The sequence below is a fragment of the Acinetobacter sp. V89_4 genome (genome assembly GCF_029967875.1).
Lineage (GTDB): Bacteria > Pseudomonadota > Gammaproteobacteria > Pseudomonadales > Moraxellaceae > Acinetobacter > Acinetobacter oleivorans.
Window position 1 is genome coordinate 64,563 of record NZ_JASCAI010000015.1, and the last position, 13,150, is coordinate 77,712.

The window sequence follows — 13,150 nt, forward strand, 5'->3', positions numbered from 1 at the left end:
GGTGTCACATGAATCACACATTTAAATGGCAAGGTCGCCATGATGGCGAGGGTGAAGCACACCAACGTATTCACCATATTATGAATAAAACCCAACATGCCGAATTTGCGCTGATTGGTTTTAGCTCTGATGAAGGCGTGAAACGTAACAAAGGTCGAGTCGGTGCTGCTGATGCGCCAGACGCAATCCGTAATCAGCTGGCTAATTTACCTATTCATCGTCCAGTCAGTATTGTCGATTTAGGTACAGTGACGTGTGAATATGACAATTTAGAGCAAGCCCAAACAGAGTTGGCGGAGCAAGTCGCAACTAGCCTACAAAATGGTTTAAAACCGATTGTATTGGGCGGTGGACATGAGGTTGCGTTTGGCAGCTTTAGCGGTCTGTTCCAATATGTACAAGCCCACGCACCAGATAAAAAAATAGGCATTATTAATTTCGATGCCCATTTTGATTTACGTGAAGCAGAGCATGCAACCTCTGGTACACCTTTCTTACAGGCAGCTCGACTTTCTGAGCAACATCAAAAACAATTTAATTATTTATGTATTGGGGTCGCCAACCATGCCAATACTAAAGTTTTGTTTGATACAGCCGATGCTCTAAATTGCTCATATTTAAGAGATCATGAGGTTAATTTTTTTAACCTGAACAACGTACTTGCGGCGGTTGATGCTTTTATTGAGAAAGTGGACTGTTTGTACGTTACGATTGATCTAGATGTCTTCGCGGCTGCGGTTGCGCCGGGGGTGAGTGCACCAGCTGTAAAAGGAATTGATTTAGCCACTTTTGAAGCAATTTTTAAGCATATTCACGAGACTGGGAAAATCAAACTTTTAGATATTGCCGAGTGCAATCCAAAATTTGATTTAGACAATAGAACAGCAAAACTGGCTGCATACATTGTTTATCAATATTTGTTTTCTTGAGAAACAATTTTTAATGTAGAAATTCAAAAGTGCACTGAGATCGCTCATGTGCACTTTTTTAAGTGTCTGAACCATTAAAGTCAGATACGGAATATAGATAGCAACTATAAATAATTTAATTAAAAAGAAAATTAATTTATAAAATCATTGAGTTAAAAAAATACTCGATTTTTACACTATTTTATATGCTGTTTGGCACGTAATTTGTTTTGTCTTTATTTTAACCTTTGTTAAATATTTCTGGATAATTAAATGAAAAACAGAACCTTACATTTTGCTTGTATCAGTGTTTTATTTTGGATGTCTCATTCTTCTGGTGCTGCAACCCCCGAAATTAATACGAATACCATCGAAAAATCACAATCTAAACCAAATAGTAATGTCTCTGTTCGGGTGAAAGCTTTAAACCAGCTTTTACAAGAACAGTGGGAATATACTTTGAAAAATAGTCCTGAAACTGCAACGACTTTAGGAGATTTACGCTACAACGATCGATGGACTGAGCTTTCAAAAAATCAGATCGAGAAAGATAAAAAAAGTACGCAAAATTTTTTAAAACGTTTTGAAGCAATTGATAGCACAGGGTTTTCAGCAACTGATCAATTAAATAAAGATCTAATGATTTATCAGTTGAAAGAAACACTTAAAAATTATGATTTGAAATTGTATGAGATGCCTTTCAATCAAATGTGGGGGCTACATTTACAATTTCCGGGATTTATTAGTTCGATTCCATTTAATAATGCGAAGCAATATGAAGACTATATTGCTCGTTTAAAGCAAATTCCTCTTATTCTTGATCAAGGTACTCAGTTAGCGAAACAAGGACAAAAAGATGGCTTGATGCCACCGAAATATTTAATTGAAAAAGTGGCAAAGCAGATTAATAGCATTGCAGCTCCAGCAGGGGCGGACAGTGTGTTTGCTTCTCCATTAAAGCAATTTCCAAACAACATTTCGAAAGCAGAACAAGAACGTTTAAGCCGTGAAATACTACAGGCCATAGATCAGAATGTTCGGCCTGCCTATCAAAAACTCGGTACGTTTATTCAGAAAGATTACTTACCCCATGGACGACAACACGAGGGTATATGGAGCTTGCCAAATGGTGACGAGCTCTATCGTTTTTATGTAGAAGATAATACGACAACCTCAGAAAGCCCTGAAAATATTCATCAGCTTGGGTTAAAAGAAGTGGCTCGTATAGAAGCGGAAATGCTGAAAATTGCTAAAGCACAAGGTTTTAATGATTTAAAAAGTTTCCAACAATCCTTAAAAACAAATCCCGCGGTTTTCCCAAAATCTCGTGAAGAAATTTTAGATATATATCGCGGGTATATTGCCCAAATGCAACCAGAGCTGCCGAAACTATTTGGTTTATTACCCAAAAATAAAGTCGAGGTTTTGCCTGTAGAGCAATATCGAGAAAAAGAAGCGGCAGGTGCGGAGTATCACCAAGGCACGCCTGATGGTTCACGCCCCGGACAAGTGTATGTAAATACTGGTGACTTCTCTGAACGTTCCAAAATATCAATGGAATCGACCGCTTATCATGAGGCGATTCCTGGGCACCATATGCAGATTGATATTGCCCAAAACCTGCCAAATTTGCCGATGTTCCGAAAGCAACCCAACCATACCGCTTATATTGAAGGTTGGGCACTTTATGCTGAGCAGTTGGGCAAAGACGTTGGTTTCTATAAAGACCCACTCTCAGACTATGGAAGACTATCGAGTGAGTTGTTCCGTGCTTGTCGCTTAGTGGTGGACACTGGCGTACATTATAAAAAGTGGACCCGTCAGCAAATGATTGATTTTATGCGTGAACACTCAGCTTTAGATGAACCAGATATTCAGGCAGAGACTGATCGATATATTGCTATTCCTGCCCAAGCATTGGCATACAAGATGGGACAACTAAAAATTTTAGAGCTACGGGAGCTCGCCAAACAGGAGCTTGGAGACCGTTTTGATATCAAAGCATTCCATGACATGGTTTTAAATGCAGGAACATTGCCTTTAAATATACTTGATGCCCGTATTAAAAATTGGATTAAGGAACAAAAAGCGGCAGCTTAAAATAAAATTTGAAATTTAGGTCAGGTCCTCGTTGGGCCTGATTTAAAAACCGATAGAAAACAGAATATAATAATAAAAAATATATTTTCGAAATTAGAAATGGAAAAAAACCTAAAAGAATATCAGGCTATTATTTTTGATTTAGATGGTACCTTAGTCGACTCCTTTCATTTTTTTCTAAGCGTTTTAAATCAACTTTCCGCAAAGTATAAGTTTAAATCTGTAGAGCTACATGAAGTAGAGCAGTACAAACATCTTTCACCAAAAGAAATTATGAAAGAAATGAATGTTTCTAGGTGGAAACTACCTTGGATTGCCAAAGATTTTATTCAGCTAATGAAAGAAAGAGACCAAGAAGTTTACATGTTTGAAGGCATGCGCGATCACTTAATTGAACTGCATAAGCGGGGATATACGCTCGCAATTATTACTTCAAACTCTAAAGAAAACTGTCAAAGTATTCTTGGTACAGAACTATGTGAACTTTTTAGCCATATTGATGGTGGCTCGTCTATATTTGGCAAAGCGAAGCGAATTAAGCGTGTTCTCAACATTTTGAATTTAAATAAAGAGCAGGCCATTTATGTCGGCGACCAAACCACGGATGGCGAAGCTGCACATAAAGCAGGTATTGATTTTGCTGCGGTAGGTTGGGGTTATACATCGGCTGAAAAATTAAAAACCATTCAGCCCAAAGTCGTGCTCAACGACTTGGCAACCATGAAAGAATTTTTCTAAATATATGAAATGCAGGATAAACCATGAATAACAATAACAACCCGATTGGAATGATTGATTCTGGTTTAGGCGGGTTGTCTCTCTTTAAGCACATTCGGCAGGCCCTTCCAAATGAAGATATTATCTATTTCGCTGACTCGAAATATGTCCCGTATGGAGACAAAGAAAGCGACTGGATTGTTTCACGAACCACGCATTTAATTTCAAATCTTATAAATGACGGGAAGTGCAAAGCGATTGTGGTTGCTTGTAACACCATGACCGCTGTAGCGATTGAAACGATTAGAGCGCAAATTAGTGTGCCACTTATTGCCATAGAACCCGCGGTAAAACCAGCAGTGGCAATCACACAAAGTAAGCATATTGCTGTCTTGGCAACTGCAACTACGGTTAAAGGCAAAAACTTAAAAAGTTTAATTGAAACGTATGCGCAAGATATTAAAGTCTCTTTGGTGCCTTGTATTGGTCTGGCCGAAAAAATTGAAACGGGTAAAGCGCATACAGCGGAAGTTAAGGATTATTTAAAAAATATTTTGGCGCCGTTGGTCGAACAAAAAGTCGATACGATTATTTTAGGATGCACCCACTATCCGTTTGTTTCAGACACGATTCAGGAAATTGTAGGTCGTGATATACAAATTATTGAGCCTTCGGAAGCTGTAACAGCGCAATTAATTCGGCAGCTCAATCAATATCATTTAAGTTCTGAAAGTCCAAATGAGGGGAATCATATTATTTGGACCAGTTCAGACCCGTTGGAAGTTGCGGATGTTAGTTTTTCTTTGTTAGGTAAGCATTTACCTGTAAAAGATATCGCAATATAAATTTTATAAAGATGGTAAGAGCATTTTCTCTTACCATCTTATGTTCTAGCTCAAATTAAGCACTTTTAAATTCCCAGCGCTGTCTTGGGTCATCAGATCGATGACTGATATGGGCATATGAACCCCAGCTATGTGTCAGTACAGCATCTGGTTGGCCTTCTACAAAGATATAACCATCTTCAAATGCCCATTTAGTTTGGTACTGGCGACCCGCGCCTTGCAAGAAAACATCGCCACTGTGCCAATTAACTGGTTTTAATTCTTTACCATTGGTACTGTTTAACGCTGTTTGCAGTTGTTCAAAAGACTCATTTGATTTTAAGCTTACCTTTAAAATCTTTTTGACCGTATCCATATTTTTTTCATTCGTATGTAAATCTAGCGTTTTTCTAAGCTCTAGAAGGACTTTTACGGCTTCTTTTTTAAGGTCTTGAGTATTTTCATATTCTTTATATACTTTTGCATGAAGCTCCGCCATGCTCTCTTTCTTCATATTTTTTAGTAGAGCATCGATATTGTCATGGCGTAAATGCAATCGGAACTCTGATCTTGTATTCCAATCTTTTTGATCCAAGACATCTAATTGCACAGAAGCAAGAATGATTTTATAGAGTTGTTCGTTCTGCTGAGCGAAAGGATTCTCAGGTAAATCGTTAAGTCCAGGAATATTTAAAAATTCAGACAAAGATTCAGCATCTTCATGGAATATTTTTTCAATGTGATGAATTGAATTATGAGCCAGTACGGCATTTAAATATTCGTTCAGCTTAGTCTCATCGAGTTTACCAACAAGTTCCGATTTAATAGTTTCTCCGCCGTTACTATGAATAAATGTCTCTAATAAACCAACAATATCAAGACAATCACTGGTTTTTAAGTGGGCGAGTGTTTCTTCATCTTGCTTTGGTAAAAGGCTAAGGAAGTGTTCTAAATCTTTATCTAATAATTTATATGCAATCGCATTTGCTTCAACACGAGCACCGAGAGCCCAACTAGAACGGATATCTTTAACTTTGTTATAAAGCATATTCACTCTACGACCCCAGCCGTCTGCGTGACTGTCAAAATACCAAAGCTCTTCTTCAATGTTTTTAACCTTGTCATGTACCGTAAATAGGCGGTCATTTGTATGAGAGTAAGCTAACTTACCCGTTTCACCACGCGCAGTTACTGCATCTTGTACACCATCGGTTTGGCCACCATATTGGCTTGAAATACATGCACCTGTTTCTTTGTTAACGATTCTAAAGTTTCCTTCTGGAAAGCCATTAGCCATGATATGTTGCTCCTTATAATTAGAAAGTTTTGTAATAGTCGAAATTAATAGTTATCAAGTAAATTTCGAAGCGTGATTTATACCATAATTTTCCACATATAAATCCAAGTGTTTTTGTTGGTTTTTGTGTGCAACATATTGATTTAATTGTATTTATTAGGATTTCTTAATAAAGGCATGAGACTATACTTTAGAGCTATAAGAACATAATAAAAAAGTCCAATATGTATTTCAAAGACATACCTAGTTTTTTAATAGATGAGTTATCAAAGTTATGAATGCTTTGATAACCAAATACTTTTAAATTACTTAACGGTTACTGATTTAGCCAAGTTAGGCTGTTGGTTAACGTCTGTACTATGCAATATAGCAAGATGTTGACGGCCTAGGATTAGGCAGCATTCACCTGTAAAAGCTTAAAAATAAGCTCTCGAAAAGATAGTAAGAGGTGTTCGCTTATCGACTTATGGAGTAGGGGCTTTCTATAAGATGTTTTTATGCCTAGCTCTTTTTATCTTATATATTTATATAAACTGTTAAATTAAAATTAACGATAAATCTATTTTATTAACTAAATATATATAACTCAAGTTTGTATTTTAAATTTAATTAAAAGCCATGGATATAATAAAGAGGATAATATTATTCAAATATTAATAAAATTATTATATTTAAACTTTTTTATTAAAATAAATTGACGTTCTTTATTATACCGATTAATATTTCGTTGCTGGCCTACATTGCCAGACGGTTTTGACAGACCGTACTTAGCAAATGGGTTATACTTCCTTAGTATTTCCCATGTGGAACCTTTGTGCCCCCTTTTTCTCTATGGTAGGGCGGAAGGGGGACGCGTTCGCGCGTGCTGGTCGCTAAGTCTAGTCTGTCAACCCTCTTTCGTTCTACCACCATAAATTAATTCGCGGTGATCTGGTGGTAGGACTCCATTTTTAAGGAGTTGGCTATGCCACTATTCAAACTTATTTTCTCTCTTATTTAATTATTTTATTTATTTAAAATATGGGTTTTCTGCGACCTGATTTTTTTAAATTTATAAATTATTTTTATTTTAAAATCTTAATTATTTTATTTTCCTATTTTTGTGGGAGGATTAACTGTTATTTAAAAAATTATTTTAATATTTAAGCTAGTAATATTTTTGTTTTATTTAAAGATATAAATAATCATGAGAATAATATGAAACTTCATAAATTTATATTGTTTTTAAACCTTGTGGTCGGTGCTTACGGTATTACAAATGATGACGCCAATGCTCAGCAGGAATTTAAAAGAATTTGCTTGTCAGGTGAACACATGCAAGCCAGTTGTAATTGTGTTTGCCAACAGCTCGCGCAAGTGTATTCACCTCAAATCGTGCAACGTTTAAAACACACCAGTTTGCAAAGTCCTGTTCTCCCACAGGACTTTGCCCCTAACTTGTTCAGCAGCATTCAACGCTGCGATAAAACTGAAATGGGCTAAGTTCGCTTAGCTCCTTTATCTCTGTGTCGCAATGCTCTCTCAAACTTTAAATCAGCGCAAAAGTAAAAGTCCGTTGTGACACAGGGTCCTAAGTAGAGTTCTCTATTTTCTTTCACGGGAAAGGGGCTGTGTAGCCATATGAACGCAATAAAAAAAGCCCATAGGCAATTAATGCGTATCGGGCTTAATCAATCAGTTATTAAAGCAGGTGATGCCTTAATAATGATCTTTTTGAATTACTCTACAGTTACTGACTTCGCCAAGTTACGTGGCTGGTCAACGTCTGTACCACGTAATACAGCAACGTGATAAGACAACAACTGAACTGGTACGCTATAAACGATTGGAGCTAACCATTCGTTTACTGCTGGAATATGTACAACGTGTTGACGGTCTTTTTCACTGATTCCGCTATTTTCATCAGCGAAAACGAATAATTCACCACCACGTGCCTGAACTTCTTCCATATTTGATTTTAGCTTATCAAGCATTTCATCATTTGGAGCAAGAATCACGATCGGCATTTCATTATCAACAAGTGCCAATGGGCCGTGTTTTAACTCACCAGCTGCATAGCCTTCTGCATGAATATATGAAATTTCTTTTAGCTTTAATGCGCCTTCTAATGCGATTGGATAATTCGTACCACGGCCTAAGAATAAGCAGTGATTTTTTTCAACGAATAATTCAGACAAACGCAAAATTTCTGGATCATGTTTAAGCGTATCAAGAATAACTTTCGGGCTGTGCCATAGCTCACGTGTAATTTCTTCAAGAAGAGCAGGGCTAATACGTTGTTTCACTTGACCAATTTTCAAGATTAACAACATAAGCGCAGCGAGCTGAGTCGTGAAAGCTTTAGTTGAAGCAACACCAATCTCAGGACCAGCAAGAGTCAATAAGTGATGATCAGTTTCACGAACCATTGAAGACGTAGCAACGTTACAGATAGTCAAAGTCTGAATATCGATATTGTTTGCTTTCGCACGCTTTTGAGTTTCACGTAGTGCAGCTAAAGTATCAGCAGTTTCACCTGACTGTGAAATACAAATATAAAGTGTATTTTCAACAATTACAGGGGTGCGATAGCGGAATTCACTCGCGATTTCAACTTGGCAAGGCACGCCAATCAGTTGTTCAAACCAATATTTCGCAATCATTCCTGAGTGGTAACTTGTACCACAAGCAATGATTTGTACGCTTTGAATTTTGTTGAAATCTGCATCAGCATTTTTCAAGAAATCATCACGTAAGCTATTGCCATCAAGTGCTTGAGAAATCGTTTGCTTGATTGCTTCTGGTTGCTCATAAATTTCTTTGAGCATGTAGTGCTTGTATTCACCTTTTGATGCACTGCTTACGGTTGCATCAAGCTCTCGCACTGGACGCTCAACGCGCTCGCCATTTGCGAATACTTCAATTGAAGTGCGAGTAAGACGTGCAATATCGCCTTCTTCTAGGTACATAAAGCGGTTAGTCACTGGTAAAAGTGCAAGTTGGTCTGAACTAATAAAGTTCTCACCAATACCTACACCAATGACTAAAGGTGAACCTTCACGTACAGTAATGAGTTCATCTGGATAATCGCTGTGGATAATACCGAGCGCGTAAGCACCTTTAAGCTGAGGTACAACAGTTTCAACAGCATCTAAAAGGCTATCTGTGCTTTTTAGTGCTTCAGCAACTAAGTGTGCAACAACTTCAGTATCTGTTTGAGAAGTAAAAACATAACCTAATGCTTGAAGGTCGTCTTTTAATTCTTGGTAGTTTTCAATGATACCGTTATGTACAACAGCAACCTTACCAGACATATGCGGGTGAGCATTGTTTTCAGTTGGTTTACCGTGTGTTGCCCAACGGGTATGTGCAATCCCGATAGCCCCTGTAAGCTGGTGTTCAGCAACTGCATCTGCAAGATTGATGACTTTACCTACACGACGCTCACGTAAAATTTGTTGGTTATTCAGTAAAGCAACACCCGCAGAATCATAACCGCGGTATTCAAGACGTTTTAAACCTTCAATTAAAATCTCGGTTACACAACGCTCTGCAACGCCTCCGACGATACCACACATACTTCAATCCTCTTATTTTTTAACCTTTTGGGGACGTTGATAATTTGCTTTTGAAATTTGTTGCGCACGTTCAAAGGAGAGACTTTGTTCGGCTACATCTTTCGTAATCACAGAACCCGCACCAACTGTTGCGCCATTCCCAATGGTCACCGGAGCAACCAGCGAGCTATTAGAACCGATAAAAACGGCATCGCCAATAGTGGTTTTGTGTTTATTTGCACCGTCGTAATTACAAGTAATAGTACCTGCCCCAATATTTGATTCAGCACCGATTTCCGCATCACCTAAGTATGTGAAATGGTTAGCTTTACTACCTAGTCCAATCGATGTGTTTTTAACTTCAACAAAGTTGCCAATATGTACTTCATTTGCCAATTTAGCCCCTGGGCGTAAGCGTGCAAATGGTCCAATTTGAGCATTTTCACCTACAACTGCGCCATCAAAAACGCTATAGGCCTGAACTTTAGTGCCTGCTGCAATTTTGGTGTTCTTTAAAATACAGCCAGCGCCGATTTCTACAAAATCACCAAGCTCGCATTCACCTTCAATAATAACATTGATGTCAATACGAACATCTTGTCCAACTTTTACAGAGCCACGTAAATCAAAGCGTGCAGGGTCAAAGAACATTACACCTTGCTGCATGAGCTTTTTGACTTGCTCTTGTTGGAACTGGCGTTCTAAAGCTGCAAGTTGTAAGCGGTCATTAACCCCTTCAACTTCAAAAGCAAGCTCTGGTTCAACAGAGGCAACTTCTAAGCCATCTGCAATTGCCATTGCAACGATGTCTGTTAGGTAATATTCACCCTGTGCATTTTCATTTGAAAGTTTAGGCAACCACTCATGAAGTTTTGCGTTGCTAACACAGTAAATGCCTGTATTGAATTCTTTAATTTGGCGTTGTGCTTCGTTTGCATCTTTATGTTCAACAATGGCTTGAATTTTGCCATCTTGGCGCACAATACGGCCATAACCTGTTGCATCATCTACAGTGAGTGTAACTAAGCCAATGCCTGTCTGGGTCGATGCATCTAATAATTTTTGTAGCGTATTTGCATTAATACATGGCACATCGCCTGATAAAATCAGTGAAACACCTTCTTTAGGAAGTACAGGTAAGGTCATTTGTACTGCATGACCTGTACCAAGTTGTTCAGCTTGCTCAACCCATTGAACATTTTCTTGGGCAAATGTTTGTTGTACGCGGTCACCACCATGACCATAAATCGTAATAATATTTTTAGCTTGTAATTGTTTTGCTGTTTCAATGACATGCCCTAATAGTGGGCGACCCGCTAAAGGTTGTAATACTTTAGGAAGCTGAGAACGCATACGCGTTCCTTTACCAGCAGCAAGAATAATGACGGTAGTTGACATGAATAACTCTAATGATTAAGTCAAATGGATAATAATTAGTGTACAAAGAGCAGCCCATACACCGGCAATAATATCGTCAAGCATAATACCAAAACCACCATGCACTTGACGATCAATAACACGGATAGGCCAAGGTTTCCAAACATCGAAAATTCGAAATAATATGAAGCCGACGATCACCCACATCCAGTTCATTTGTTGTAAGTAAATGAGAGGAAGAAAGGTAATAGATTGCCCTGCAAATTCATCCCACACAATTCGACCATCATCGTGTACATTTATGACTTTCGCAGTTTGACCACAGATATAAATCCCGACCAAGGACATGATAATTATCGCGATTAAGCTTAAGTTAAATCCAAGCGTTAACCAGATCGGAACGAAGAGTAGGGCAAAAGCAGAGCCAAAAGTACCAGGGGCTTTAGGTGCGAGACCAGATCCGAAACCAACTCCACAGAAAACGATGCAGCGGTTGAACCAAGACATGTCTTTAAAATGAATCGGCGGCTTATGCAAAGTGTTGGTATCCATGAATTTGCAATGGGTAATCCGAACCCAAATGCTCAAAAGTTAGTTGTGTTTGCTCAACGATCTGTCCGATCATTGTAAACTTAATGTCTAGTTGTTTTTGCAAAAGTTTTTCATAATTTTGCGGTGTTATTGTAAAACATAATTCGTAGTCATCACCACCAGCTAGCGCATATTGCCAACGCTGCTGTTCTGGTAGTTTCTCTAGCGTTGAATCAATCGGTAACTTTTCTAAAAATAACCGAGCACCGACCTTTGAAGCTTTTAAAATATGGCCTAAATCTTGGGCTAATCCATCAGAAATATCAATCATGCTAGAAGCAAGGCCCTTTAACTGTTGTCCAAGCTGACAACGTGGCGTCGGGTAGTCTAGTCTTTTTTGTAATGGATGACCTAGGTGTTGTAAACCATATGCTGCATCTCCAACTTGACCGCTCACACAAACATAGTCACCGACTTTTGCGCCTGAACGTAACACAGCTTGTCCAGCTTCAATCCAACCCATAGCCGTCACGGTAATGGTCAGATGTGGACCTTGGGTTGTATCTCCACCAATGAGAGCAACACCAAATTGATTACAGCAGTCATAGATTCCCTGACTGAATCCTTCAAGCCATTCATGATCAATGGTAGGGAGGCTTAACGCAAGTAAGATACTATGGGGTTTAGCACCCATGGCAGCGATATCTGAAAGATTTACAGCCACACTTTTCCAGCCAATTGCATGCGCTGAGGTATTGAGAGGAAAGTGACGACCAGCAACTAGCGTATCTGCACAGATCACCAATTGTTGATTTTGGGGAGGGGTGATTAAGGCTGAGTCATCTCCAATACCTAAGGTGACATCTGTGTAAGATTGTCTGTTAAAGTATTGGTCAATAATAGAAAACTCAGCCATATCAACTTCAAACCTATTAGTTTGCTTGTTGTTTTTCAGCACTACGTAGTGTTGAACTTAAACGATCTAAAACGCCATTAATGTATTTATGGCTATCTGCTCCACCAAAGTGTTTGGCGAGTTCAATGGCTTCATCAAGAACTACACGATAAGGTACTTCTAAATGATCACGTAACTCATAAGCACCTAAACGTAAGGTTGCGAGCTCTACACCATCAAGTGCACTAAGTTCACGGTCAAGTACCGGAATGAGTAATGCATCAAGATCATCGCGCAGTGCAATCACTTGCGTTAGTAGTTCGTGATAGTAATTTAAGTCTACCTTGTGCATCGCATTTTCAGCACGAGTACGTGCTTCGATTTCATGTACAGGATTGTGACTCATTTGCCACTCATAAATACCTTGTACAGCAAAACGACGTGCTTTGCGTTTTGCTGCATAAGCGGCTTGCAGTGTTTGAGACATGCTTTAAATTGCCTTTAATAAATTAACCATTTCAATTGCAGTTAAAGCAGCTTCGCTACCTTTGTTTCCTGCTTTTGTACCTGAACGTTCGATGGCTTGCTCGATGCTATCAGTAGTTAATACACCATTGATGACAGGCAAGCTGCTTTCTAACGCGACTACACCTAAACCTTTTGCACATTCACCAGCAACGAAGTCAAAGTGTGGTGTGCTACCACGAATAACTGCGCCAAGTGCGATGATTGCATCAAATTGATTTGATGTAGCTAATTTTTTAGCAACAATCGGGAGTTCCCATGCGCCAGGAGCATGAATAACAGTAATGTTATCTTCATTTACACCATGACGTTTTAATGTGTCGATTGCACCATCCAATAAGTGTTCAACAACAAAACTGTTGAAACGACCCACTAAAATCGCATAACGACCTTCGCTTGCGAGATGTAATAAACCTTCAATACGGCGAATTGCCATAGCA

General features: G+C 38.7%; 11 protein-coding genes and 1 pseudogene. 5 read left to right on the forward strand and 7 right to left on the reverse strand.

Features of this window, described 5'->3' with window-relative positions; translation table 11 throughout:
* The first annotated feature begins 8 nt into the window (after positions 1–8).
* From hutG to murI, 4 genes are all read left to right on the forward strand, one after another.
* Positions 9–929 (forward strand): formimidoylglutamase, encoded by a 921-nt coding sequence (gene hutG, locus QLG01_RS03415; RefSeq protein ID WP_282495839.1) that lies wholly within the window; start codon positions 9–11, stop codon positions 927–929.
* A 252-nt stretch (positions 930–1,181) separates the two neighbouring features.
* Positions 1,182–3,008, forward strand: a complete 1,827-nt coding sequence (locus QLG01_RS03420; protein ID WP_282495840.1) for a DUF885 domain-containing protein — start codon at positions 1,182–1,184, stop codon at positions 3,006–3,008.
* A 99-nt stretch (positions 3,009–3,107) separates the two neighbouring features.
* Positions 3,108–3,746, forward strand: a complete 639-nt coding sequence (locus tag QLG01_RS03425; RefSeq protein WP_151823287.1) for an HAD family hydrolase — start codon at positions 3,108–3,110, stop codon at positions 3,744–3,746.
* A 23-nt stretch (positions 3,747–3,769) separates the two neighbouring features.
* Complete coding sequence (gene murI / locus QLG01_RS03430) at positions 3,770–4,570, forward strand: glutamate racemase (RefSeq protein WP_192834045.1); 801 nt, start codon at positions 3,770–3,772, stop codon at positions 4,568–4,570.
* 55 nt (positions 4,571–4,625) lie between these two features.
* Here murI and QLG01_RS03435 read toward each other — a convergent pair whose 3' ends face one another.
* Positions 4,626–5,846: a hypothetical protein gene (locus QLG01_RS03435; RefSeq protein WP_192834046.1), complete on the reverse strand. Its 1,221-nt coding sequence runs from the start codon at positions 5,844–5,846 to the stop codon at positions 4,626–4,628.
* Positions 5,847–7,043: 1,197 nt separating this feature from the next.
* On the opposite strand from QLG01_RS03435, the pseudogene QLG01_RS03440 reads away from it, so the two are divergent.
* Positions 7,044–7,338: pseudogene (locus QLG01_RS03440) on the forward strand (hypothetical protein).
* 226 nt (positions 7,339–7,564) lie between these two features.
* Here QLG01_RS03440 and glmS read toward each other — a convergent pair.
* The 6 genes from glmS to ribE are packed head-to-tail and all read right to left on the reverse strand — an operon-like array spanning position 7,565 to position 13,146.
* Positions 7,565–9,403 carry a glutamine--fructose-6-phosphate transaminase (isomerizing) gene (gene glmS, locus QLG01_RS03445; RefSeq protein ID WP_032023095.1) on the reverse strand — a complete coding sequence of 613 codons (1,839 nt, stop codon included), beginning with the start codon at positions 9,401–9,403 and terminating at the stop codon, positions 7,565–7,567.
* A 12-nt stretch (positions 9,404–9,415) separates the two neighbouring features.
* On the reverse strand, positions 9,416–10,780 hold the full coding sequence (glmU, locus tag QLG01_RS03450; RefSeq protein ID WP_068564620.1) for a bifunctional UDP-N-acetylglucosamine diphosphorylase/glucosamine-1-phosphate N-acetyltransferase GlmU: 1,365 nt from the start codon (positions 10,778–10,780) through the stop codon (positions 9,416–9,418).
* A 15-nt stretch (positions 10,781–10,795) separates the two neighbouring features.
* On the reverse strand, positions 10,796–11,311 hold the full coding sequence (locus tag QLG01_RS03455; protein WP_151767037.1) for a phosphatidylglycerophosphatase A: 516 nt from the start codon (positions 11,309–11,311) through the stop codon (positions 10,796–10,798).
* Positions 11,289–12,206 carry a thiamine-phosphate kinase gene (gene thiL, locus QLG01_RS03460; protein ID WP_013196560.1) on the reverse strand — a complete coding sequence of 306 codons (918 nt, stop codon included), beginning with the start codon at positions 12,204–12,206 and terminating at the stop codon, positions 11,289–11,291. The genes QLG01_RS03455 and thiL overlap by 23 nt, the downstream gene beginning before the upstream one ends.
* Positions 12,207–12,222: 16 nt before the next feature.
* Positions 12,223–12,672: a transcription antitermination factor NusB gene (nusB, locus tag QLG01_RS03465; protein WP_004790142.1), complete on the reverse strand. Its 450-nt coding sequence runs from the start codon at positions 12,670–12,672 to the stop codon at positions 12,223–12,225.
* Between the two features lie 3 nt (positions 12,673–12,675).
* Entirely contained in the window at positions 12,676–13,146 is a 471-nt protein-coding gene (gene ribE, locus QLG01_RS03470; RefSeq protein WP_002119264.1) for a 6,7-dimethyl-8-ribityllumazine synthase, read from the reverse strand.
* Positions 13,147–13,150: the final 4 nt, after the last annotated feature.

Excerpts from the sequence above, each read along its gene's own strand:
- hutG (WP_282495839.1), top strand. The coding sequence starts at position 9 with ATGAATCACACATTTAAATGGCAAGGTCGCCATGATGGCGAGGGTGAA.
- QLG01_RS03420 (WP_282495840.1), top strand. The coding sequence starts at position 1,182 with ATGAAAAACAGAACCTTACATTTTGCTTGTATCAGTGTTTTATTTTGG.
- QLG01_RS03425 (WP_151823287.1), top strand. The coding sequence starts at position 3,108 with ATGGAAAAAAACCTAAAAGAATATCAGGCTATTATTTTTGATTTAGAT.
- murI (WP_192834045.1), top strand. The coding sequence starts at position 3,770 with ATGAATAACAATAACAACCCGATTGGAATGATTGATTCTGGTTTAGGC.
- QLG01_RS03435 (WP_192834046.1), bottom strand. The coding sequence starts at position 5,846 with ATGGCTAATGGCTTTCCAGAAGGAAACTTTAGAATCGTTAACAAAGAA.
- glmS (WP_032023095.1), bottom strand. The coding sequence starts at position 9,403 with ATGTGTGGTATCGTCGGAGGCGTTGCAGAGCGTTGTGTAACCGAGATT.
- glmU (WP_068564620.1), bottom strand. The coding sequence starts at position 10,780 with ATGTCAACTACCGTCATTATTCTTGCTGCTGGTAAAGGAACGCGTATG.
- QLG01_RS03455 (WP_151767037.1), bottom strand. The coding sequence starts at position 11,311 with ATGGATACCAACACTTTGCATAAGCCGCCGATTCATTTTAAAGACATG.
- thiL (WP_013196560.1), bottom strand. The coding sequence starts at position 12,206 with ATGGCTGAGTTTTCTATTATTGACCAATACTTTAACAGACAATCTTAC.
- nusB (WP_004790142.1), bottom strand. The coding sequence starts at position 12,672 with ATGTCTCAAACACTGCAAGCCGCTTATGCAGCAAAACGCAAAGCACGT.
- ribE (WP_002119264.1), bottom strand. The coding sequence starts at position 13,146 with ATGGCAATTCGCCGTATTGAAGGTTTATTACATCTCGCAAGCGAAGGT.